At 60.4% G+C, this 21,634-nt stretch carries 24 protein-coding genes and 1 tRNA gene; 18 read left to right on the top strand and 7 right to left on the bottom strand.

What is annotated here, in order from left to right:
• Window positions 1–52 precede the first annotated feature (52 nt).
• The 17 genes from PBDP_RS23335 to PBDP_RS23255 all read left to right on the top strand — a co-directional run bounded on the left by PBDP_RS23335 (window position 53) and on the right by PBDP_RS23255 (window position 13,608).
• On the top strand, window positions 53–274 hold the full coding sequence (locus tag PBDP_RS23335) for an FmdB family zinc ribbon protein (RefSeq protein ID WP_003178589.1): 222 nt from the start codon (window positions 53–55) through the stop codon (window positions 272–274).
• A 75-nt stretch (window positions 275–349) separates the two neighbouring features.
• Complete coding sequence (gene aspS / locus PBDP_RS23330) at window positions 350–2,125, top strand: aspartate--tRNA ligase (protein ID WP_109753805.1); 1,776 nt, start codon at window positions 350–352, stop codon at window positions 2,123–2,125.
• Between the two features lie 122 nt (window positions 2,126–2,247).
• A complete protein-coding gene (locus PBDP_RS23325; protein WP_018614256.1) occupies window positions 2,248–2,994 on the top strand; it encodes a YebC/PmpR family DNA-binding transcriptional regulator in 747 nt (248 codons plus the stop codon).
• Window positions 2,995–3,189: 195 nt separating this feature from the next.
• On the top strand, window positions 3,190–3,714 hold the full coding sequence (gene ruvC / locus PBDP_RS23320; protein WP_109753806.1) for a crossover junction endodeoxyribonuclease RuvC: 525 nt from the start codon (window positions 3,190–3,192) through the stop codon (window positions 3,712–3,714).
• A 114-nt stretch (window positions 3,715–3,828) separates the two neighbouring features.
• Window positions 3,829–4,437, top strand: coding sequence for a Holliday junction branch migration protein RuvA (ruvA, locus tag PBDP_RS23315; RefSeq protein WP_116833326.1), 609 nt, complete (start codon window positions 3,829–3,831; stop codon window positions 4,435–4,437).
• Entirely contained in the window at window positions 4,438–5,499 is a 1,062-nt protein-coding gene (gene ruvB / locus PBDP_RS23310) for a Holliday junction branch migration DNA helicase RuvB (RefSeq protein WP_109753807.1), read from the top strand.
• 127 nt (window positions 5,500–5,626) lie between these two features.
• Complete coding sequence (gene ybgC / locus PBDP_RS23305) at window positions 5,627–6,094, top strand: tol-pal system-associated acyl-CoA thioesterase (protein ID WP_003205037.1); 468 nt, start codon at window positions 5,627–5,629, stop codon at window positions 6,092–6,094.
• Window positions 6,084–6,779, top strand: coding sequence for a protein TolQ (gene tolQ / locus PBDP_RS23300; RefSeq protein ID WP_014339916.1), 696 nt, complete (start codon window positions 6,084–6,086; stop codon window positions 6,777–6,779). The genes ybgC and tolQ overlap by 11 nt, the downstream gene beginning before the upstream one ends.
• Window positions 6,780–6,802: 23 nt before the next feature.
• The gene (tolR, locus tag PBDP_RS23295; protein WP_161798348.1) at window positions 6,803–7,255 is read left to right on the top strand and encodes a protein TolR; all 453 of its coding nucleotides are present in this window, start codon (window positions 6,803–6,805) and stop codon (window positions 7,253–7,255) included.
• Window positions 7,255–8,334, top strand: a complete 1,080-nt coding sequence (tolA, locus tag PBDP_RS23290) for a cell envelope integrity protein TolA (protein ID WP_109753808.1) — start codon at window positions 7,255–7,257, stop codon at window positions 8,332–8,334. Before tolR ends, tolA begins: the two co-directional genes overlap by 1 nt.
• Window positions 8,331–9,632, top strand: coding sequence for a Tol-Pal system beta propeller repeat protein TolB (tolB, locus tag PBDP_RS23285; protein WP_109753809.1), 1,302 nt, complete (start codon window positions 8,331–8,333; stop codon window positions 9,630–9,632). Before tolA ends, tolB begins: the two co-directional genes overlap by 4 nt.
• Window positions 9,633–9,684: 52 nt before the next feature.
• On the top strand, window positions 9,685–10,182 hold the full coding sequence (pal, locus tag PBDP_RS23280) for a peptidoglycan-associated lipoprotein Pal (protein WP_003178634.1): 498 nt from the start codon (window positions 9,685–9,687) through the stop codon (window positions 10,180–10,182).
• 6 nt (window positions 10,183–10,188) lie between these two features.
• Window positions 10,189–11,034: a tol-pal system protein YbgF gene (gene ybgF / locus PBDP_RS23275; protein WP_212801383.1), complete on the top strand. Its 846-nt coding sequence runs from the start codon at window positions 10,189–10,191 to the stop codon at window positions 11,032–11,034.
• 167 nt (window positions 11,035–11,201) lie between these two features.
• On the top strand, window positions 11,202–11,849 hold the full coding sequence (gene queE / locus PBDP_RS23270; RefSeq protein WP_109753811.1) for a 7-carboxy-7-deazaguanine synthase QueE: 648 nt from the start codon (window positions 11,202–11,204) through the stop codon (window positions 11,847–11,849).
• 16 nt (window positions 11,850–11,865) lie between these two features.
• The gene (queC, locus tag PBDP_RS23265; RefSeq protein ID WP_162893921.1) at window positions 11,866–12,540 is read left to right on the top strand and encodes a 7-cyano-7-deazaguanine synthase QueC; all 675 of its coding nucleotides are present in this window, start codon (window positions 11,866–11,868) and stop codon (window positions 12,538–12,540) included.
• Window positions 12,541–12,603: 63 nt separating this feature from the next.
• Window positions 12,604–12,679, top strand: a tRNA-Lys gene (locus PBDP_RS23260).
• Between the two features lie 101 nt (window positions 12,680–12,780).
• Complete coding sequence (locus tag PBDP_RS23255; RefSeq protein WP_176689216.1) at window positions 12,781–13,608, top strand: hypothetical protein; 828 nt, start codon at window positions 12,781–12,783, stop codon at window positions 13,606–13,608.
• Between the two features lie 5 nt (window positions 13,609–13,613).
• On the opposite strand, the gene PBDP_RS23250 is transcribed toward PBDP_RS23255, so the two are convergent.
• From PBDP_RS23250 to PBDP_RS23230, 5 genes are all read right to left on the bottom strand, one after another.
• Complete coding sequence (locus PBDP_RS23250; protein ID WP_212801382.1) at window positions 13,614–14,801, bottom strand: cyanate transporter; 1,188 nt, start codon at window positions 14,799–14,801, stop codon at window positions 13,614–13,616.
• A gap of 102 nt (window positions 14,802–14,903) precedes the next feature.
• Window positions 14,904–15,815 (bottom strand): copper homeostasis membrane protein CopD, encoded by a 912-nt coding sequence (gene copD, locus PBDP_RS23245; protein ID WP_212801381.1) that lies wholly within the window; start codon window positions 15,813–15,815, stop codon window positions 14,904–14,906.
• A gap of 4 nt (window positions 15,816–15,819) precedes the next feature.
• A complete protein-coding gene (copC, locus tag PBDP_RS23240; RefSeq protein ID WP_109753816.1) occupies window positions 15,820–16,206 on the bottom strand; it encodes a copper homeostasis periplasmic binding protein CopC in 387 nt (128 codons plus the stop codon).
• A 52-nt stretch (window positions 16,207–16,258) separates the two neighbouring features.
• Window positions 16,259–17,128 (bottom strand): copper resistance protein B, encoded by an 870-nt coding sequence (locus PBDP_RS23235; RefSeq protein WP_370873830.1) that lies wholly within the window; start codon window positions 17,126–17,128, stop codon window positions 16,259–16,261.
• 43 nt (window positions 17,129–17,171) lie between these two features.
• On the bottom strand, window positions 17,172–18,980 hold the full coding sequence (locus PBDP_RS23230; protein WP_109753818.1) for a copper resistance system multicopper oxidase: 1,809 nt from the start codon (window positions 18,978–18,980) through the stop codon (window positions 17,172–17,174).
• 496 nt (window positions 18,981–19,476) lie between these two features.
• On the opposite strand from PBDP_RS23230, the gene nadA reads away from it, so the two are divergent.
• Window positions 19,477–20,535, top strand: coding sequence for a quinolinate synthase NadA (gene nadA / locus PBDP_RS23225; RefSeq protein WP_109753819.1), 1,059 nt, complete (start codon window positions 19,477–19,479; stop codon window positions 20,533–20,535).
• A 185-nt stretch (window positions 20,536–20,720) separates the two neighbouring features.
• Here the strand turns inward: nadA and PBDP_RS23220 are convergent, their stop codons facing one another.
• A complete protein-coding gene (locus PBDP_RS23220) occupies window positions 20,721–21,209 on the bottom strand; it encodes an RDD family protein (RefSeq protein ID WP_109753820.1) in 489 nt (162 codons plus the stop codon).
• 94 nt (window positions 21,210–21,303) lie between these two features.
• The gene (locus tag PBDP_RS23215; RefSeq protein WP_011335634.1) at window positions 21,304–21,516 is read right to left on the bottom strand and encodes a cold-shock protein; all 213 of its coding nucleotides are present in this window, start codon (window positions 21,514–21,516) and stop codon (window positions 21,304–21,306) included.
• Window positions 21,517–21,634 lie beyond the last annotated feature (118 nt).

Below are 21,634 nucleotides of genomic sequence, written 5' to 3'. Positions count from 1 at the left end.
TTGCCGCAAAGCCCAGCCTTTGCGCGAGTAACCTGATCGCCGAGACAACCCCATGCCGATGTACGACTATCAATGTGCTTCCTGTGGTCATCAGATGGAAGCCATTCAAAAGATCAGCGCGGCACCGCTGGTCGACTGCCCTGCCTGCCAGGCGCCGGAACTGAAAAAGATGCTGTCCATGCCTGGTTTCCGCCTCGGTGGCACGGGCTGGTACGAAACCGACTTCAAGACCGGCGCCAAGAAAAACCTGGCCGGTGGCGACAAAGCTGATTGAGTTGAACACGCGCGAGTTCTTGCACGGGCAGGGCCTCCAACCGAATTTCGAATTACGAGAAGTGAAACCACTACCATGATGCGCAGCCATTATTGCGGCCAACTGAACGAAAGCCTGGAAGGTCAGGAAGTTACTCTTTGCGGATGGGTCCATCGTCGCCGTGACCATGGCGGGGTGATTTTCCTCGATATCCGTGATCGTGAAGGCCTGGCCCAGGTGGTGTTCGATCCGGATCGCGCTGAAACCTTCGCCGTCGCCGACCGCGTGCGCAGCGAATACGTGGTCAAGATCACCGGCAAGGTGCGCCTGCGCCCGGCCGGCGCCAGCAACGCCAACATGGCGTCTGGCATGATCGAAGTGCTGGGCTACGAGCTGGAAGTACTCAACGAAGCGGAAACCCCGCCGTTCCCACTCAACGAATACTCCGATGTAGGCGAAGAAACCCGCCTGCGCTACCGCTTCATCGACCTGCGTCGCCCGGAAATGGCCGAGAAGCTGCGTCTGCGTTCGCGCATGACCACCAGCATCCGCCGCTACCTGGACGAGAACGGCTTCCTCGACGTCGAGACGCCGATCCTGACCCGCGCCACGCCGGAAGGCGCCCGCGACTACCTGGTGCCGAGCCGTACCCACCCCGGCAGCTTCTTTGCCTTGCCGCAATCGCCACAGTTGTTCAAGCAACTGCTGATGGTGGCCGGGTTCGATCGCTACTACCAGATCGCCAAGTGCTTCCGCGACGAGGACCTGCGTGCCGACCGTCAGCCTGAGTTCACTCAGATCGACATCGAGACCAGCTTCCTCGACGAAAAAGACATCATGGGCCTGACCGAAGGCATGATCCGCAACCTGTTCAAGGAAGTGCTGGGCCTGGAATTCGGCGAGTTCCCGCACATGACCTTCGAAGAGGCCATGCGCCGCTACGGTTCCGACAAGCCGGACCTGCGTAACCCGCTGGAACTGGTGGACGTGGCCGATCAGCTCAAGGATGTCGAGTTCAAAGTGTTCAGCGGCCCGGCCAACGACCCGAAATGCCGTATCGCGGCCCTGCGTGTTCCAGGCGGCGCCAGCATGCCGCGCAAGCAGATCGACGACTACACCAAGTTCGTCGGCATCTACGGTGCCAAGGGCCTGGCGTACATCAAGGTCAACGAGCGCGCCGCCGGTGTGGATGGCCTGCAATCGCCAATCGTGAAGAACATCCCTGAAGCCAACCTCAATGTGATCCTCGATCGTGTGGGTGCGGTTGACGGTGACATCGTGTTCTTCGGTGCCGACAAGGCCAAGATCGTCAGCGAAGCCCTGGGCGCGCTGCGTATCAAGCTGGGTCACGACCTGAAGCTGCTGACCTGCGAGTGGGCGCCGATGTGGGTCGTTGACTTCCCGATGTTCGAAGAAAACGACGACGGCAGCTTCTCCGCGCTGCACCACCCGTTCACCGCGCCGAAGTGCTCGCCGCAAGAGTTGGAGGCCAACCCGGCTACCGCTCTGTCGCGCGCCTACGACATGGTCCTGAACGGCACTGAGTTGGGTGGCGGTTCGATCCGCATCCATCGCAAGGAAATGCAACAGGCAGTGTTCCGCCTGCTGGGCATCAGCGAAGCTGAGCAGGAAGAGAAGTTCGGCTTCCTGCTCGATGCGCTGAAGTACGGTGCGCCGCCCCACGGTGGCCTGGCCTTCGGCCTGGACCGCCTGGTGATGCTGATGACCGGCGCCCAGTCGATCCGTGAAGTGATCGCATTCCCGAAAACCCAGAGCGCGGCCGATGTCATGACCCAGGCGCCGGGTGTAGTGGATGCCAAGGCGCTGCGCGAGTTGCACATCCGTCTGCGTGAACAGCCAAAGGCTGAGTAAGGCTGGCACCTGAGAGGGCGCATCTTCGGATGCGCCTTTTCATTGGGGTCGATATTTCTGATTGTCGGCCACTGCGTACGCGCAGAGGCGGGCAATGTTCCAAAGAGAAACCGGAGCGAGTTATGGCAGGTCATTCCAAGTGGGCGAATATCAAGCACCGCAAAGAACGTCAGGATGCCAAGAGAGGCAAGATCTTCACCAAGTGGATCCGTGAGCTGACGGTCGCGGCCCGCCAGGGTGGCGGCGATCCGGGTTCCAACCCGCGCTTGCGCCTGGCCCTGGACAAGGCGCTGGGTGCGAACATGAGCCGCGACATCATCGACCGTGCGATCGCCCGTGGCGCCGGTGCGACCGAGGCCGACAACGTTGAAGAGCTGACCTACGAAGGTTATGGCCCAGGCGGCGTGGCGGTGATGGTCGAATGCATGACCGACAACCGCAACCGTACTGCGGCCGCTGTGCGTCACGCCTTCAGCAAATGCGGCGGCAACCTGGGTACCGATGGCTCGGTGGCCTATCTGTTCGAGCGCAAGGGGCAGATCAGCTTCGCGCCGGGCCTCGACGAAGATGCCCTGACGGAGGCGGCCCTGGAGGCCGACGCCGATGATGTGGTCAGTCATGAAGACGGTTCGTTCGACGTGTTCACTTCGTTCGCCAGCTTCTACGCCGTACGTAATGCCCTGGAAGCGGCTGGGTTCAAGCCGGCCGACGCGGAAATCGTCATGCAACCGACCACCAGCGCCGAGCTGGACCTGGAAGGTGCCGAGAAGGTGCTCAAGCTGATCGATATGCTTGAAGACCTGGACGATGTGCAGAACGTTTATTCCAACGCCGATATTCCGGAGTCGGTGGCTGAACAGCTGGGCTGATAGGTGTAATGCTGCTCACTTAAGGTTTGGTTTGAAATCATCGTGGCGAGGGAGCTTGCTCCCGCTGGAGTGCGAAGCGCTCCCAAAAAAGGTCTGCTGCGCAGCCCAGCGGGAGCAAGCTCCCTTGCCACGGATTCACTGCAAGCCTTTGATGAGCTGTATCCTCTTGCAACCGCATTACCTTTCGCAGGCGCTATGACTTTAATCCTTGGCATCGACCCCGGTTCGCGCATCACCGGCTACGGCGTGGTTCGCGACACCGGGCGCGGCTGCGTGTATGTGGCGTCTGGCTGCATCCGCACCGGTGCGGGTGAGCTGCACGAGCGCCTGCAGATTGTTTATCGCGGCGTGCGTGAGGTTATCCAGACCTACGGCCCAGTCACCATGGGCATCGAAAAGGTCTTCATGGCGCGCAACGCCGACTCGGCCTTGAAGCTGGGGCAGGCCCGGGGCGCGGCAATCGTGGCCGGTGCCGAGGAAGCCCTGGAGATTGCCGAATACACCGCGACCCAGGTCAAGCAGGCGGTCGTTGGAACAGGGGCGGCGAACAAGGAACAGGTGCAAATGATGGTCATGCATCTGCTGAAGCTGGTCAGCAAGCCGCAGATCGATGCCTCCGACGCCCTGGCCATCGCCATTTGCCATGCCCATACCCGTTCCAGTCTGTTGCCTCACGGCCTGGGAGCCGCACGCAGTCGTGGCGGGCGCCTGCGTCTCTGATAGCATCAGCGCTTCATTCATGAACCCGAGTAAGTTGTGCCTGTGTCGTCGGCCTTTATGCTCGTGTTGATATTCGCCAGCCTGCGGGCTGGCCAGCACCCAAGGATCTGAAACGTGATTGGACGCTTGCGCGGCACCCTGGCTGAAAAACAGCCGCCGCACCTGATTCTGGATGTAAACGGCCTGGGCTATGAGCTTGAAGTGCCCATGACCACGCTGTATCGCTTGCCGTCGGTCGGCGAGCCACTGACCCTGCACACCCATTTGGTCGTGCGCGAGGATGCGCAGTTACTCTATGGCTTCGTCGGCAAGCGCGAGCGGGATTTCTTTCGCGAGCTGATCCGTCTCAATGGCGTCGGCCCGAAACTGGCCCTGGCCTTGATGTCGAGCCTGGAAGTCGACGAACTGGTGCGGTGCGTGCAGTCCCAGGACACCTCGGCCTTGACCAAGGTGCCGGGTGTGGGCAAGAAAACCGCCGAGCGCCTGCTGGTTGAACTCAAGGATCGCTTCAAGGCCTGGGAGGCCGTGCCGGCGATGTTCGCCCTGGTGCCGAACCAGCCGGACGCGCCTATGCCTGCGGTCAGCGCCGAAAACGATGCGGTCACCGCACTGATCTCCCTGGGTTACAAGCCGCAGGAAGCCAGCAAGGCGATTTCCGCCATCAAGGAAAAAGGCCTGAGTACGGAAGACATGATTCGTCGTGCCCTGAAGGGAATGATTTAAGTGATTGAAGCTGACCGTCTGATCGCCGCCACGGGCGCCCCCCGTGACCGCGAGGAAATCCAGGACCGCGCGATTCGTCCTGTCAGCCTGGCCGATTACATCGGTCAACCGACTGTGCGCGAACAGATGGAGCTGTTCATCCAGGCGGCCCGGGGGCGCAGCGAGTCCCTGGACCACACCTTGATCTTCGGCCCGCCGGGCCTGGGCAAGACCACCCTGGCCAACATCATTGCCCAGGAAATGGGGGTGTCGATCAAGAGCACGTCCGGCCCGGTCCTTGAACGGCCGGGTGACCTGGCGGCGCTGCTGACCAATCTCGAACCCCATGACGTGCTGTTCATCGACGAAATCCATCGGCTGTCGCCCATCGTCGAGGAAGTGCTGTACCCGGCCATGGAAGATTTCCAGCTCGACATCATGATTGGCGAGGGGCCGGCCGCGCGCTCCATCAAGCTCGACCTGCCGCCTTTCACCCTGGTGGGTGCCACCACCCGTGCCGGCATGCTGACCAATCCGTTGCGCGACCGTTTCGGTATCGTCCAGCGCCTGGAGTTCTATAGCAACGCCGATCTGGCGACGATTGTCAGCCGCTCGGCGGGTATCCTCGGGCTGCCGCTGGACCCGGACGGTGCCTATGAAATCGCCCGGCGTGCCCGGGGAACGCCGCGGATCGCCAACCGGCTGTTGCGTCGGGTCCGGGATTTTGCCGAAGTCCGGGCCAAGGGCCACATCACCAAGCCGATTGCCGACCTGGCGTTGAACCTGCTGGACATCGACGAGCGTGGCTTCGATCACCAGGACCGGCGCCTGCTGCTGACCATGATCGAGAAGTTCGACGGTGGCCCGGTAGGCGTGGACAGCCTGGCGGCGGCCATCAGCGAAGAACGCCACACCATTGAAGATGTGCTGGAGCCGTACCTGATCCAGCAGGGCTACATTATGCGTACCCCTCGTGGGCGCGTGGTGACCCGTCATGCTTATCTGCATTTTGGCTTAAACATCCCGACACGAATGGGCGAGATGCCGGTGGTAGACGAATTCCTCGATGCCGTGGACGATTGAACGAGCTCTGTACGCCGACTTTTTTCCGGTTCGTGCTGTCCCAGACGACGCCTGGAGCGTCAATGCGTTCGAGAATGAAAAAACAGTTGCCTGGCCGATTGGCAACCTGAGGAGTAAGCACTAGAGTATGCGCGCGCAAAACGGGCTGGAGTCGTTCGCACATCGCTGTCGCGTTTATTACGAGGACACCGATGCTGGCGGCATCGTCTACTACGTCAATTACCTCAAGTTTATGGAACGGGCTCGAACCGAACGGCTGCGGGAACTGGGTTTCGCCCAATCCGCGCTGGCAGGGGAGGACCTGTTATTCGTCGTGCATTCCAGCGAAGCGCGCTACCACGCGCCGGCGCGACTGGACGACGAACTGGTGGTAAGTGCCGATGTCATCGAATTGAACCGTGTCAGCCTGCGCTTCAAGCAGCAGGTCAGGCGGGCTACGGATAACGTGCTGCTCTGTGAAGGGCAGTTTTTGGTGGCCTGTGTGCGCACCCATAGTTTGAAACCCCGGGCCATTCCCGAAGCTCTACGTGCGGCCTTTGCCGGCGTGAGCGGCGCGGGTACACACTCAGAGCAGGAGATAAAGCGTGGAAGCTAACGTCGTCGACCATTCCTCCATGTGGAGCCTGGTCAGCAATGCCAGCGTCGTGGTGCAACTGGTAATGCTGACCCTGGTAGCCGCATCGGTGACCTCATGGATCATGATCTTTCAGCGCAGCAACATGCTGCGCGCCGGTCGCCGTGCCCTGGAGAGCTTCGAAGAGCGCTTCTGGTCCGGTATCGACCTGTCCAAGCTCTATCGCCAGGCCGGCAGCAACCCGGACCCGGATTCAGGCGTCGAGCAGATCTTCCGTGCCGGCTTCAAGGAGTTCTCCCGCTTGCGCCAGCAGCCGGGCGTCGATCCTGAAGCGGTGATGGAAGGCGTGGCCCGTGCCATGCGCGTGGCCATTTCCCGCGAAGAAGAAAAGCTCGAGCAGGGCCTGTCGTTCCTCGCCACCGTCGGTTCGGTCAGCCCGTACATCGGTCTGTTCGGTACCGTGTGGGGGATCATGAACTCCTTCCGTGGCCTGGCTTCCGCCCAGCAAGCGACCCTGGCCACCGTGGCCCCGGGCATCGCCGAGGCACTGATCGCCACCGCCATCGGCCTGTTCGCGGCCATCCCGGCCGTTATCGCCTACAACCGCTTCGCTGCCCGCAGCGAAATGCTGACCGGCCGTTACTACACCTTCGCCGATGAATTCCAGGCGATCCTGCACCGCAAAGTGCACACCAGCGAAGAATAAGCAGGTATTTCCCAATGGCTTTAATCGCTCGAGCCCGAAAAAAGCGCAAGCCGGTTGCCGAGATGAACGTGGTGCCCTACATCGACGTGATGTTGGTGCTGCTGGTCATCTTCATGGTGACCGCGCCGATGCTCAATCAGGGCGTGAAGGTCGATCTGCCCAAGGTTTCCAGCGAAGCCTTGCCGCAGGACAACAACACCCAGGTACTGACCATTTCGATCAAGGCTGACAAGACCTACTACTGGAACCTTGGCAGCGAAGTCGATACCGAGAAGCAGCAGGACCGCGCCATGACCTTGCCGCAGATGACTGATGCGGTGACCAAGATCATTCGTGTCGGCAACGATGCCGGCAAGCGCACCCAGGTTTTCATTCGCGGCGACAAGACCGTCGACTACGGTGCGGTGATGGGCGCCATGGGCGGTTTGCAGAAAGCCGGGGTCGGTAACGTTGGCTTGATCACTGAGGCGCCCTGATGCAGCAACAGCGAGAGCCGTCCGCCTCGGAAAGCTACTTCTGGCCCAGTGTCCTGGCAATCGGCCTGCATGTGCTGGTGTTCGGCATGCTGTTCGTCAGTTTTGCCATGACTCCGGAGCTGCCGCCGGCCAAGCCGATCGTGCAGGCGACGTTGTACCAGCTCAAATCGAAAAGCCAGGCTACGACCCAGACGAACCAGAAGCTTGCGGGTGAGGCGAAGAAGTCCGCCGCGCGCCAGACAGAAGTCGAGCAGATGGAACAGAAGAAGGTCGAGCAGGAAGCGATAAAGGCAGCGGAACAAAAGAAAGAGGAAGCGGCTCAAAAGGCCGAGGAAGCCAAGAAGGCCGATGAGGCGAAGAAAGCGGAAGAGGCGAAAAAGGCTGACGAAGCCAAGAAAGCCGATGACGCCAAGAAAGCCGCCGAGGCGAAAAAGGCAGAAGAGAAACAATTGGCTGATATAGCCAAGAAGAAAGCCGAAGAAGAAGCCAAGAAAGCCGCTGAAGAAGAGGCCAAGAAAGCGGCCGCTGAAGAAGCGAAGAAAAAGATCGTCGAGGACGCGAAGAAAAAAGCGGCCGAAGACGCCAAGAAGAAAGCTGAAGCTGAAGAGGCGAAAAAGAAAGTCGCCGAAGACGCGAAGAAGAAAGCCGCCGCCGACGCCGCCAAGAAAAAGGCCCAGGACGCAGCGCGTAAATCCGCCGAAGACAAAAAGGCCCAGGCCTTGGCAGATTTGCTTTCCGACACGCCGGAGCGCCAGCAGGCATTGGCTGACGAGCAGGGCGATGAAGTCGCCGGCAGTTTCGATGATTTGATTCGCGCACGAGCGGCAGAAGGCTGGGCTCGTCCACCTTCGGCGCGCAAAGGCATGACGGTAGTATTGCAAATCGGCATGTTGCCCGACGGTACGGTTACCTCGGTCAGCGTCGCCAAGTCCAGTGGTGACGGTCCGTTCGACGCTTCGGCGGTCGCAGCGGTCAAGAACATTGGGCGATTGACGGAAATGCAAGGAATGAAACCGAGCGACTTCGCTCCCTATCGTTCATTCAAGATGACATTCACACCTGAGGATCTAGCCTTGTGAGAAACCTTCTTCGAGGAATGCTTGTCGTTATCTGCTGCCTGGCAGGGATAGCGGTAGCAGAGGAAAAGAACATCCTGGTCACCAGCGGCAGCGACCGGGCGACCCCGATCGCCGTCGTACCGTTCGGCTGGCAGGGCGGTAGCGTCCTGCCGGATGACATGGCGGAGATCATCGGCAACGACCTGCGCAACTCGGGTTACTACGCGCCGATCCCCAAGCAGAACATGATCAGCCTGCCGACCCAGGCCAGCGAAGTCATCTACCGTGACTGGAAGGCCCTGGGCGCCCAGTACATCATGGTCGGCAGCATCGTTCCGGCCGGCGGTCGCCTGCAGGTGCAGTACGCCCTGTTCAACGTCGCCACCGAGCAGCAAGTGCTGACCGGCAGCGTGTCGGGCAGCGTCGATCAGTTGCGCGACATGGCGCACTACATCTCCGACCAGTCGTTCGAGAAACTCACCGGCATCAAGGGCGCATTCTCTACCCGCATGCTCTACGTGACGGCCGAGCGCTTCTCCGAGAACAACACCCGCTACACCCTGCAGCGCTCCGACTATGACGGCGCCCGTGCGGTGACCCTGCTTCAATCGCGCGAGCCGATCCTGTCGCCGCGTTTCGCTCCAGATGGCAAGCGCATCGCCTATGTCTCGTTCGAGCAGAAGCGTCCACGTATCTTCATGCAGCACATCGACACCGGTCGCCGCGAGCAGATCACCAACTTCGAAGGCCTGAACGGCGCGCCAGCCTGGTCGCCGGACGGCTCGCGCCTGGCGTTCGTGCTGTCCAAGGACGGTAATCCGGACGTCTACGTGATGAACCTGGCTTCGCGTTCGATCTCCCGCGTCACCAATGGCCCGGGCATCAACACCGAACCGTTCTGGGGCAAGGATGGCTCGACCATCTACTTTACCTCCGACCGTGGCGGCAAGCCGCAGATCTACAAGACCAGTGCTGGTGGTGGCGGTGCCGAACGCGTGACGTTCGTGGGTAACTACAACGCCAACCCTAAACTGTCGGCGGACGAAAAGACCCTGGTGATGATCCATCGCCAGGACGGTTTCACTAATTTCAAGGTGGCGGCCCAGGATTTGCAGCGCGGAAGTGTAAAAATCCTCACTGATAGCACTCTGGACGAGTCACCTACTGTTGCGCCCAACGGCACCATGGTAATCTACGCCACCCGCCAGCAGGGCCGGGGAGTCTTGATGCTCGTGTCCATTAATGGACGCGTGAGGCTCCCGCTTCCTACCGCTCAAGGCGAAGTCAGAGAACCGTCCTGGTCCCCTTACCTGAACTGACGCGGCGCTATACGTTTTACTTAACACACTGGGGTTCATTAGGAGTTTCACGATGGAAATGCTGAAGTTTGGTAAATTTGCTGCGCTGGCTCTGGCCATGGCTGTAGCTGTAGGTTGCTCGTCCAAAGGCGGCGACAATGCCGGTGAAGGCGCTGTTGATCCAAACGCTGGTTACGGCGCTAACACTGGTGCAGTTGACGGCTCCCTGAGCGAAGAAGCTGCTCTGCGCGCAATCACCACCTTCTACTTCGAATACGACAGCTCGGACCTGAAGCCAGAAGCCATGCGCGCTCTGGACGTTCACGCCAAGGACCTGAAAGCAAACGGCGCTCGCGTTGTTCTGGAAGGCAACACCGACGAACGTGGTACTCGTGAGTACAACATGGCACTGGGCGAGCGTCGTGCGAAAGCCGTTCAACGCTACCTGGTACTGCAAGGTGTTTCCCCAGCTCAGCTGGAACTGGTTTCCTACGGCGAAGAGCGTCCAGTTGCTACCGGCAACGACGAGCAGTCCTGGGCTCAAAACCGTCGCGTCGAACTGCGTAAGTAATTCGTCATGCGAACGTGCCGTCGTGCTGTAACTGTTCTGGCTCTCAGCCTCGCGCCGCTTGCGGCGTGGGCTGCGGTTCCTGTGGTCGATAACGATGCCGGCTATAACAATAGCGGGAGCAGTTATCCGCCTGCAGGTTACGGTACGAACGGCGCCTATGCCGGGGGAGGGGTTTCGGCCCCTGTCTCGGCACAGGGCCAGCTGTTCAACCAACTGCAGCAAATGCAGGATCAGATATCGCGCCAACAAGGTGTGATCGAAGAACTGCAAAATGATATTTCGCGCATGAAGCAGGAAAACCTGGAGCGATACCAGGATCTTGATCGGCGCATAGGATCCGGCGTTGCACCTGCCGCGACTCCCGAGAATTCTCCTGCCGGTGGCGACTTGAACGCCCCCGGTGCAGCCGCTGGCGCTGGCGCTGGCGCGGGGGCTGCTGCTCCAGCAGCACCTGCCGCCGGTGGCGAGCCCGCTGATCCGGCGAAGGAAAAGCTCTATTACGACGCTGCCTTCGACCTGATCAAGGCCAAGGATTTCGACAAGGCCAGCCAGGCCTTTGCCGCTTTCCTGCGCAAATACCCAAACAGCCAGTACGCGGGCAATGCCCAATATTGGCTGGGCGAAGTGAACCTGGCCAAGGGCGACCTGCAAGGCGCTGGCCAGGCGTTCGCCAAGGTTTCGCAGTTGTATCCCAAGCACGCCAAGGTGCCGGATTCGCTGTACAAGCTGGCTGACGTAGAGCGCCGCCTTGGTCATACCGACAAGGTGAAAGGCATTCTGCAGCAGGTGGTGGCCCAATATCCGGGTACGTCGGCTGCCCAGTTGGCCCAGCGTGATCTGCAACGCATGTAAGCCAGCTTGACCTGTTTTTGAAGAAACCCGCGCCTGTCGCGGGTTTTTTCGTTAGAATTCACGCCCTTTTTATGAAACACGCTTTTTGGGATCTGCGCGTTGGCGGGGTTCCTTGAAGTGCCTGACGGAGGCGGACAGCCTGTTTAGCTGTTACGCCCGTGGCGACTATGCAAGACACATTGAGAATCACCGAAGTTTTTTACTCGTTGCAGGGTGAAACGCGCACGGCTGGGCTGCCCACGGTATTTGTGCGCCTCACCGGTTGCCCGTTGCGTTGCCAATACTGTGACAGCGCCTACGCTTTCAGCGGCGGCACCTTGCGAACCCTCGACGATATCCTGGAACAAGTGGCCAGTTATCGTCCGCGTTATGTCTGCGTTACGGGCGGTGAGCCATTGGCGCAACCCAACGCCATCCCTTTGCTCAAGCAGTTGTGTGATGCCGGTTACGAGGTTTCGCTGGAGACCAGCGGCGCCCTGGATATCTCGGCCGTCGACCCGCGCGTCAGTCGCGTCGTGGACCTGAAGACTCCAGGCTCCAAGGAAGCGCACCGCAACCGTTACGAGAATATCGAACTGCTGACACCCAACGATCAGGTCAAGTTCGTGATCTGTTCGCGGGAAGATTACGACTGGGCCGTGTCCAAGCTGATCCAGTACGGACTCGACCAGCGGGCCGGCGAAGTGTTGTTGTCGCCGAGCCATCACGATTTGAGCGCCCGGGAGCTGGCGGACTGGGTGGTGGCGGATAACCTGCCGGTGCGCCTGCAATTGCAGCTGCATAAATATCTTTGGAACGACGAGCCGGGGCGCTGATATGACTGATTCGAACATTGCGGAAAAACGTGCGGTCATCCTGCTGTCCGGTGGCCTGGATTCGGCCACTGTCGTGGCCATGGCCCGTGCCGAGGGTTACCGCTGCTACACCATGAGTTTCGACTATGGCCAGCGCCACCGAGCTGAACTGCACGCCGCCGAACGAGTTGCCCGGGACCAGGGTGTGGTGGAGCACAAAGTGATCGGCCTGAACCTCAATGGCATCGGCGGCTCGGCCTTGACCGACAGTTCCATCGACGTGCCCGAGGCGCCTGGCGAAGGTATTCCGGTGACGTATGTGCCGGCGCGCAACACCGTGTTCCTGTCATTGGCATTGGGCTGGGCCGAAGTGCTGGGTGCCCGTGACATTTTCATTGGCGTCAATGCCGTGGATTATTCCGGTTACCCGGATTGCCGTCCGGAGTTCGTCGAAGCCTTCGAGCGCATGGCCAACCTGGCGACCAAGGCCGGCGTGGAAGGGCAGGGCTTTCGCATCCAGGCGCCGCTGCAGAATCTCAGCAAGGCCGACATCGTCAAGGCCGGTGTGAAGCTTGGCGTGGACTACGGGCTCACTGTTTCCTGCTACCAGGCCGACGATCAGGGCCGTGCTTGCGGCAAGTGCGACAGCTGCCGCCTGCGTGCGGAAGGCTTCGCGGCCGCGGGTGTAAGCGATCCAACTCGTTATTTTTGATTTATTTCAAATTAAGTGTTGAATAGTCCTTAGAAATCAGTATTATACGCGCCACCACACAGCGGGTCGTTAGCTCAGTTGGTAGAGCAGTTGGCTTTTAACCAATTGGTCGTAGGTTCGAATCCCACACGACCCACCATTTTTTGCAGTTTTAAAAGTCTGGAAGGCCCACGAAAGTGAGGATTTCCGGATTTTTTTTTGCCTGCGAGAAAGTGGCCGGACGAATCCCGAATCTGGCCGGTGTCATGGCAGTCCTTGGGGGACTACGCCATTAACCTGGAAAAAATGGTCTCAGCTCCTAGACTGTTGAAGCCCGCTCCCTGTTCAAGCGCAGCGCGCATCTCGTTCATAAAGTGCGCGAGGTTCGATCAAGGAGGATTCGACATGAAGCTGCGAATTACCCAGTTTGCTCCCTTCGATCAGGTCAAGGATATCAAGGCTGATATCAAGGGCGGATGGTGCGCCGGGGTAACCGCCATGGTCGGCGCTGCCGTGGGTGCCTATGACGTGGAAGGCCAACCCGATTTTGGGCATTGGGTCGAACATGTCGCTTTTGTAAGAGCCAAGGCGGCGTTGCTGAAGATCAATTCCAGCCTCAACACGGCCGAAACGCTGCAGGCCGTCCTGGGCCGATATCAGAAAACCCGCGACGTCTGCGGTGACCTGCATAAACCCGAATATGAAGCGCGAGGTTGCAAAGTTCTCCTGAGCTTATCGGGATGGTTTCCAGTGCTGGGTTATGCGTCCTACCTGAAAAATTCCAAATGGCTGACCAATCATATCGGCTACATCATCCGAGGCGGGGACAAGCTGGTGTTGTTCGACCCCAATTACGGTATCGGTTTGTTCACCATTGAGGATGCGCTGCCGCTGAACCTGAACGAGCTGACCAAGGCGATCGGCATCCTCGCCTGGAAGAGTGGCCTTTCCAGTTACCTGCTGTCCTACACGGCGGCCACTTCCGTTGTTGACGAAGATCCCTTGCAACTGCGCTTGTCGAACGATATCGAGGAGAAAGCCCGGGCCTTGAGAGAGCTCAGCGGTCGTTTTTTTACCGGGACAAAGTAGCAGCGTTAGCGGATGTGTCGCCCATAACCCTTTGGGTCAAACCGCAATACCATCACCATCATCAACGCCATGATCGCCGTGAGCGACCACCAGGCCCACTCGAAACTGCCCAATTGATCGCGGATCATCCCGGCAATCAAAGGCGAGAGCCCGGCGATGAGATAGCCCACACCCTGCACGAACGCCGTAAGACCGCCGGCCCGGCGTGGGTTGTCCAGGTGGTCGAGGGACACGATCAGGCTCATGGGGAACAGGCCGCCGATACCCAGTCCCAGCAGGCAGGGCCAGAGCAGGCTGAAGTGTTCCGGGCTGAGGATCAGGCCGCAGAAGCCGCCGATGATCAGGGCCAGCAGGACGCCCAGGACCAGGCGTTTATCCCGGCTGCGGTTGGCTATTGCCGGAACGACCAGGCCGGACAACACTTCCATTGCCGTAAGCAATCCCAGCAGCAGGCCCGCGTGCTGTTCGCTCCAGCCCTTTTCCACGTAGTACGGCGCCAGCCATGCCAGCACGCAAGTGTAGGAGGCGGTGCCCAGGCCAAAGAAAATCGCCAGCAGCCAGGCCCGCGCGTTGCTGGAAAACGTTTCGTGCTGCCGGGACGCTGCTTCGGGCAAGGAGGTGATGCTCGAGCGTTGGCCGTACCAGCTGCCGAGGGCGATCAGCGCCAGCAATGCCCAGATTGCCAGGCCGAGGCGCCAGCTACCGGTTTGTGCCAGGACAAAAGGTGAAAACGAAGCGGCAATCGCCGCACCGCCCATGATGGACGTGACGTACAAGCCCATGAGCAGCGAGACGTTGTCGGCGAAGCGCGACTTGATCAGTGCCGGCATCACGGCCTGGATCAAGGCGATCCCGAGGCCGGCCACGATCGCACTGGCAATCAGTCCGGCAGCGCTGTCCAGATACAAGCGCGACGCCGTGGCGAGCCCAATGATCAACAGCGACAGCACAATGGTGCGGTGTTCACCGATGCGCAGGGCGATGCGCATGCCCAGGAACATTGCCAGGCCCATCGACATGACGGGCAACATGGTCAACAGCGAGGCGGTGCTGAAATTCAGAGGGACCTCGCCGCGAATGGCGGACAGCAGCGGTCCGACCGCCGCCATCGAGGGCCGTAGGTTCAGCGCCACCAACACGATGCTGACCAGCAGCCAGGCGGCGTGGGTGCTTGAGGTTCGAACGTTTTCCATGACAGGGCCTTGGTTGGACAAGGCCCCATTTAGGCCTGGGCGTCTTGCGGCGGCAAACTGAAAACTGGCTGGTGGTATTGAAAAATTAAATACCGCCCTCGGTTATTCCATCTCCGGGCTCAGCGTTCCCAACCACGCCACCAAGCCGAGAATGACCACTGCCACAGAGAACTCCAGGATCATGCTGCGCCGCAGGGCATTCACCGCGACCCGGTGCTCACCGGTCTGTCGGGCGTTCTCCAGGAGTGGGCTCAGGTGAAAACGGTTCAGCGCGGCGAACACCAGCATGACCGCGAACAAGGTGAGTTTGAGCGCCAGCAACTGACCATAGGTGCTGTCGAGTAGCCCCGTGATACTTGGGCCGACGATGAACAGGTAATTGATCACCCCTGTCACGCTGATGACCACCACGATCACCGCCCCGGCGGTTTCAAACCCGGTCAATGTCCGGGCCAGTACCGCCAACCGAGGCTCGGACTGGCGAAGCAGCAGGGCGAACGCGGCCAAGGCGCCGACCCAGCCACCCGCCGCCCATAGGTGCAGGAAGTCGGTGATGAAGTGCCAACTGCGGCGTGCGCCTTCGTCCATCGCACCGTGCCCTGCCCAGGCCAGCGTCGCCAAAGCCACGGCTCCGCCCAGCAGGACCAGGCCCAGGCTGGCGGTCGGCCAGCGTTTATTGAGCGTCACGGCGAAACCGGCCAGCAGCAGCGCCACCATGCGCAGGGTCCAACTCAAGCCGACGTCGGTCTCCCATATCATCATTTCAATGTGCGGCCACAGCTCGATCCAGTCCGAAACGCCGCTCATGGCCCAGGTCATGCACACCATGGCGGCGAGGGAGAGCAACCCACCCAGCACCGCCGTGGTCGCCAGCAGCGGCGCGAAAGGCAACTGCGCGCCCGACACCCGCTCCTGGCCTCGCAGGCTATAAAGACCGAACGCGGCCAGGCCGAACAGCAACATCAAATCCAGGTACAGGGCAAAGCGCAGCACAATGTTGATCGAATCGCTCATCAACTCACTTCACCTTGAACGTGACGTTGCCGGTGATCGGGTGAGTGTCGGACGATACCGCGCGCCACTGGACCTGATAGGTGCCAGCGGTGAGAGGCGTATTCGGGGTAATGACCATGGTTTTCGGGTCATCGCTGCCGGAGACCTTGGCTGGCATGGGCATCGGCGCATGGGCCGCCATGCCGGGCATCTCGGTCATCATCAGCTTGGCACCGGAGAGTTTGGTCATCAGGTTCTCGGAGAAGTGCAGTTCTATTTTTGCCGGCGCCGCCCCATCGGCGCCTTCGGCGGGGGTGGAGGACAGCAGTTTCGGATGGGCCTGGGCCAGGCCACTGAGCAACAGGCCAGTGGACAAGGCGACGGCAACGACAGCGTTTTTGATGAGTGACATGCAAGGACTCCTACAGCTCGGTTTTTAGTTTTTAGTGAAAAAGGTCAGCGGGTCAGAACCACATGCGCAGGCCCAGTACCAGGCGTGCCTCGCTGCGGTCTTCGCCTTCTTCCCGGGCGTAATCGGCGGTGTTGCCGTAGACGCGGTTCCAGGTGACGCCAATGTAGGGCGCGAATTCGCGGCGTATTTCATAACGCAGCCGCACGCCGAGTTCGCTGTCTGACAACCCTGAGCCGATGCCTCGGGCGGGATCGTTCTTGCCATAGAAGTTGACCTCGGCGGTGGGCTGAAGGATCAACCGATTGGTCAGCAAGATGTCGTAGTCGCCTTCCAGGCGCGCCGCGCTCTGGCCGCCTTCACCGATGAACGCGGTGGCCTCGGCTTCGAAGTTGTACAGCGCCATGCCTTGCACGCCCAGGGCGGCCCAGGTTTGCGGATCGCCTGGCTTGAAGTCCTGGCGCACGCCGGCCACCACGTCCCACCAGGGACTGATGGCGTGGCCCCACAAGGCCTGGAGCTCGGCTTCTTCAGTCTTGCCGTTGAGGCGTTCGCCTTCGGAACGCAGCCACAGACGGTCGATGTCACCGCCGATCCAGCCCGAGGCATCCCAACTCAGGGCGCTGCCATCGTCGGCGTCCTGCCACTCCAGTTGGTCGATGAGAAAGAACGAGTTGATGGCGCTGTCATGTACCGCGTGTCCGCCGTGATCCTCGTAGACGGCGGCGCGGTCGGCGGCGGTCAGTTCCGGGATCGGCGTGCGACTGGTGGCAGGGGCCGATTGCATGGACTCCATGCCCTGCATCGAGTCCATGCCTTGCATCTGGCTATGGTCCATTCCCGGCATCTGGCTGTGATCCATGCCCGGCATGTCGTTGCTCGCTGCCCAGGCCGAGATGCTGCTGCCAAGGGCAAGGATGGCCATGGGCAGGGCGGGGTACTTCACAATCATGGTCATGGTCGCTTCCTCATTCCTGCACCCGAACTTCACGAAACATCCCCATCTCCATGTGAAACAGCAGATGGCAGTGATACGCCCAGCGCCCGAGGGCATCGGCGGTGACCCGGTAGCTGCGCCGGGAGCCCGGTGGCACGTCGATGGTGTGCTTGCGGACCATGAACTGGCCGTTCTCATCCTCCAGGTCGCTCCACATGCCGTGCAGGTGGATGGGGTGGGTCATCATGGTGTCGTTGATCAACACGATGCGCAGTCGTTCGCCGTACTTGAGCAGCAGCGGTGCGGCGTCGGCAAACTTCACGCCGTTGAACGACCAGACGAATTTCTCCATGTGCCCGGTCAGGTGCAGCTCGATCGTGCGGCCAGGCTCGCGGCCGTCGGGGTCGGGAAAAGTGCTGCGCAGGTCTGAGTAGGTCAGCACTTTGCGGCCGTTGTTGCGCAGCCCCATGCCCGGGTCGTCGAGCTTGGGCTTGACGCTCATGGCCTGCATGTCCACCAGGGGGTTGTCTTTCTCGGTGTCGGGGTGCGAGAGCATGCCGTCCATGCCCTGCATGGCACCGTGATCCATACCGGCCATGTCACCCATACCCTGCATCTGGCTGTGATCCATGCCTTGCATCGGGCTGTCGTCCATCCCCGCCATGCCCTGCATCGATCCATGGTCCATGCCACTCATTTGCCCCATGCTGCCGTGGTCCATGCCTCCCATGCCCATGTCGTCCATGGTCACCAATGGCCGCGGGTCCAGTGGCGGCACTGGCGCTGACAGCCCGGCCCTGGCCGCGAGGGTGCCACGGGCGTACCCGGTGCGGTCCATGGACTGGGCGAACAGGGTGTAGGCCTCTTGGGTCGGTTCGATGATGACGTCATAGGTCTCGGCCACGGCGATCCGGAACTCATCGACGCTCACCGGTTTGACGTATTGGCCGTCAGACGCCACCACCGTCATCTTCAAGCCGGGAATGCGCACATCGAAATAGCTCATGGACGAGCCGTTGATAAAGCGCAGGCGAAGACGTTCGCCTGGCTTGAACAGGCCGGTCCAGTTCATGTCCGGCGCCTGTCCGTTCATGAGGTAGGTGTAGGTGGCGCCGCTGACGTCGGCCAGGTCAGTGGGATTCATCTTCATCTCGGCCCACATCTTGCGATCGGCCACGGTGCTGGCCCAGCCGTTCTTGCCCACATCGTCTATGAAGTCGCCGACGGTGCGCTTGTTGTAGTTGTAGTAGTCCGACTGTTTCTTGAGCTTGCGAAGGATGTCGCCGGGCTCTTCATCGGTCCAGTCGGTGAGCATCACGACGTAATCGCGTTCGTACTGGAAAGGCTCGGGTTCCCTGGCGTCAATCACCAGCGGGCCGTAGACCCCGGACTGTTCCTGGAAACCGGAATGGCTGTGGTACCAGTAGGTGCCGTTCTGTCGGACCTTGAACTGATACACGTACATGCCGTCGGGTTCGATGCCTTTGAAGCTCAGTCCCGGAACGCCATCCATGTTGGCCGGCAGCAAAATACCGTGCCAGTGGATGGAGGTGGTGTCCTTCAAGCGGTTGCGCACCCGCAGGGTCACGGTGTCGCCTTCACGCCAGCGCAGCAGGGGGCCGGGGATGCCGCCGTTGATGGTCTGGGCGGTGCGTGGGCTACCGGTGAAGTTGACCGGGCTTTCGCCGATGAACAGGTCGAATTCGGTGCCTGTCAGCACGTTGGGCTGGCCGGGGCTGGTGACTGCCCAGACGGGCGCGCGCCATAACCCCAGGCCACCCAGGATGCCGCCGGCGGTCAGGCCTTTGACGAAGGTTCGCCGGGAAGTTTTTGTTTGCATCGATGGAAGTCCGTCAGTCGATTCGCAGCGAGCACAGGAACAGTTCCCTGTGCAGGTTTGAAAAGAAGATGACATAAGCCAGCGCGACAAGTGATTACATTTCAGTCAGCTTGGCAGAGGCAGAAGTCAGCCATTGCCTTGGTGAATACAAAACTTGTGGCGAGGGGATTTATCCCCGTCGGGCTGCGAAGCAGCCCCGGAAAAAGGTGAATGCAACTGCCCTGATACAGCGCGCTGATTGGGTTTAGGACCGCTTCGCGGCCCAGCGGGGATAAATCCCCTCGCCACAGATTTTGTGTTCGACCTTATAGCCTTGATGCGTCTGCCAGGACGCAGGTCAGAATGATCTTTTGCAACGGCGGGATATTCTGTAGCCTTGCCGGCTTCACGCTGTCCCGTGCCTGATTGATACCCACTTTCCCGGCGGTACCCGAGTGGTCCGGAGCCGGGTGTATACTCGACTTTCGCGCTAAACGCGCTTGCAGGTCTTGCGAACATGACGCAAATTTCCGAACGCCTTCTGGTCCAGGCCCATCTCGACGCCAAGCAGCCCAAGCCGCTGAGCGCCGAGCAAGAGGCCTGGTACCGCGCCGCCATCGCTGCCGAGCTCAAGGCTCAGGACGCAGTGCTGGTCGCGCACTTCTATTGCGACCCGGTCATCCAGGCCCTGGCCGAAGAGACCGGTGGTTGTGTGTCCGACTCCCTGGAAATGGCCCGCTTCGGCAATGCTCACCCGGCCAAGACCGTGGTGGTGGCGGGGGTCAAGTTCATGGGCGAGACCGCCAAGATCCTCAACCCCGAAAAACGTGTGCTGATGCCGACCCTGGAAGCCACCTGCTCCCTGGACCTGGGCTGCCCGGTGGACGAGTTCTCGGCGTTCTGCGACCAGCATCCGGAGCGCACCGTGGTGGTGTATGCCAATACCTCGGCGGCAGTCAAAGCCCGGGCCGACTGGGTAGTGACCTCCAGTTGTGCGCTGGAAATCGTCGAGAGCCTGATGGACAACGGCGAAACCATCATCTGGGGCCCGGACAAGCATCTGGGGACTTACATCCAGCGCAAGACCGGTGCCGACATGCTGCTCTGGGACGGTGCCTGTATCGTCCACGAAGAGTTCAAGTCCAAGCAGTTGGAGGACATGAAGGCGCTGTACCCGGATGCCGCGATCCTGGTGCACCCGGAGTCGCCGACATCGGTGATTGAACTGGCCGATGCCGTGGGCTCCACCAGCCAGTTGATCGCCGCGGCCCAGACTCTGCCGAACAAGACGCTGATCGTCGCCACCGACCGGGGTATCTTCTACAAGATGCAGCAGCTGTGCCCGGACAAGGTCTTCATCGAGGCTCCTACCGCTGGCAACGGCGCGGCGTGCCGCAGTTGCGCACACTGCCCGTGGATGGCGATGAACACCCTGGAGCGCACGCTCAAGAGCCTGCAGGAAGGCGCCAATGAGATATTCGTCGACCCGGCTTTGATTCCCCAGGCCATTCGCCCGCTCAAGCGCATGCTGGACTTTACCCAGGCGGCGCGGATGAAGCTGGCGGGGAATGCTTGAGGCTGAATAAGATTTTCAGGCGCGTAGGGCTTTCTGTGGCGAGGGGATTTATCCCCGCAGGGCTGCGAAGCGGCCCTAAAACCTGACACCGCGGAGTGTCAGAATGAACAAATGGGGCCGCTACGCGCCCCAACGGGGATAAATCCCCTCGCCACAATGTAATCCGCTTACCTGCTTTGACGGTATCACTTGGTCTTCTTGGGAATCCGCACCAACTGCGTTTCCGAGTAGATGTCATGCCAGCTGCGTTTGCGCTTGTCGAACAGCGCCCAGATGAAGCCCAGCCCCACCAGCAGCAATGACGCAATCGACACCACGAACCGCAACAGCGCCTGCCACAGGCTGATGGCTGTGCCATCGGCGTTCTGTACACGGATGCACCACACCTGCATGCCCAGGGTCTGGCCGTTGTGGGTCCAGAACTTGGCGAAAAAACCGAACAACACGAACAGCAGCACAGTGGACAGCAGCGGGTCACCGTCCAGTGCCCCGGCTTCGGTCAGGGCGCGCATTTTTTCTTCGCCGATGATCGCCATCTGGATCATCTTGTAGGCGCCGCTGGTGACGATCAGCAGCGCCGTGCACAGCAGGAAGTCATAAAACATCGCAGCCAGGCGACGACCCAGGCCGGCGGGAGGAAAGTCCCCCTGGGGAGTGAGCAGGTGTTTCGGCATGGTGGCCTCGGACAGAAAAAGAAGCCATTTTACGGATTTACGCCCATAAAAAAGCCCCTGATATCAATCAGGGGCTTTTTCGTGTGGGAAAGCTTCAGGCTTCGGCGATAACTTCGTCAGCCTGCATGCCTTTCTGGCCTTGGACGGCAACGAAAGTGACCTTCTGGCCTTCTTTCAGGCTCTTGAAGCCGTTGCCCTGGATGGCGCGGAAATGCACGAACAGATCCGGACCGCTTTCAGGCGTGATAAAACCAAAACCCTTCTCGTCGTTGAACCACTTGACGGTACCGCTCTGACGTTGAGACATTTTCTTATTTCCTTTGACGCTAAAATTGATGACAGCCTCTTTCGCATGAAAGAGTACTGGGGCTGGGTTGCAGGAAAGTAAGAGACGTCGAACGGGATGTAGCGAACTTCATAAGCTA

The sequence above is a fragment of the Pseudomonas sp. St290 genome (assembly GCF_018325805.1).
GTDB lineage: Bacteria > Pseudomonadota > Gammaproteobacteria > Pseudomonadales > Pseudomonadaceae > Aquipseudomonas > Aquipseudomonas bijieensis.
This window is presented reverse-complemented; position numbering and strand designations above follow the sequence as displayed.

Bases quoted from the DNA above. Each gene is read 5' to 3' on its own strand.
- PBDP_RS23250 (WP_212801382.1), bottom strand. From the start codon at position 14,801: ATGGAAAACGTTCGAACCTCAAGCACCCACGCCGCCTGGCTGCTGGTC.
- PBDP_RS23220 (WP_109753820.1), bottom strand. From the start codon at position 21,209: ATGCCGAAACACCTGCTCACTCCCCAGGGGGACTTTCCTCCCGCCGGC.
- ybgF (WP_212801383.1), top strand. From the start codon at position 10,189: ATGCGAACGTGCCGTCGTGCTGTAACTGTTCTGGCTCTCAGCCTCGCG.
- queE (WP_109753811.1), top strand. From the start codon at position 11,202: ATGCAAGACACATTGAGAATCACCGAAGTTTTTTACTCGTTGCAGGGT.
- PBDP_RS23235 (WP_370873830.1), bottom strand. From the start codon at position 17,128: ATGGCCATCCTTGCCCTTGGCAGCAGCATCTCGGCCTGGGCAGCGAGC.
- PBDP_RS23230 (WP_109753818.1), bottom strand. From the start codon at position 18,980: ATGCAAACAAAAACTTCCCGGCGAACCTTCGTCAAAGGCCTGACCGCC.
- copC (WP_109753816.1), bottom strand. From the start codon at position 16,206: ATGTCACTCATCAAAAACGCTGTCGTTGCCGTCGCCTTGTCCACTGGC.
- copD (WP_212801381.1), bottom strand. From the start codon at position 15,815: ATGAGCGATTCGATCAACATTGTGCTGCGCTTTGCCCTGTACCTGGAT.
- ruvC (WP_109753806.1), top strand. From the start codon at position 3,190: ATGACTTTAATCCTTGGCATCGACCCCGGTTCGCGCATCACCGGCTAC.
- ybgC (WP_003205037.1), top strand. From the start codon at position 5,627: ATGCGCGCGCAAAACGGGCTGGAGTCGTTCGCACATCGCTGTCGCGTT.
- PBDP_RS23335 (WP_003178589.1), top strand. From the start codon at position 53: ATGCCGATGTACGACTATCAATGTGCTTCCTGTGGTCATCAGATGGAA.
- PBDP_RS23215 (WP_011335634.1), bottom strand. From the start codon at position 21,516: ATGTCTCAACGTCAGAGCGGTACCGTCAAGTGGTTCAACGACGAGAAG.
- tolA (WP_109753808.1), top strand. From the start codon at position 7,255: ATGCAGCAACAGCGAGAGCCGTCCGCCTCGGAAAGCTACTTCTGGCCC.
- nadA (WP_109753819.1), top strand. From the start codon at position 19,477: ATGACGCAAATTTCCGAACGCCTTCTGGTCCAGGCCCATCTCGACGCC.
- PBDP_RS23325 (WP_018614256.1), top strand. From the start codon at position 2,248: ATGGCAGGTCATTCCAAGTGGGCGAATATCAAGCACCGCAAAGAACGT.
- pal (WP_003178634.1), top strand. From the start codon at position 9,685: ATGGAAATGCTGAAGTTTGGTAAATTTGCTGCGCTGGCTCTGGCCATG.
- aspS (WP_109753805.1), top strand. From the start codon at position 350: ATGATGCGCAGCCATTATTGCGGCCAACTGAACGAAAGCCTGGAAGGT.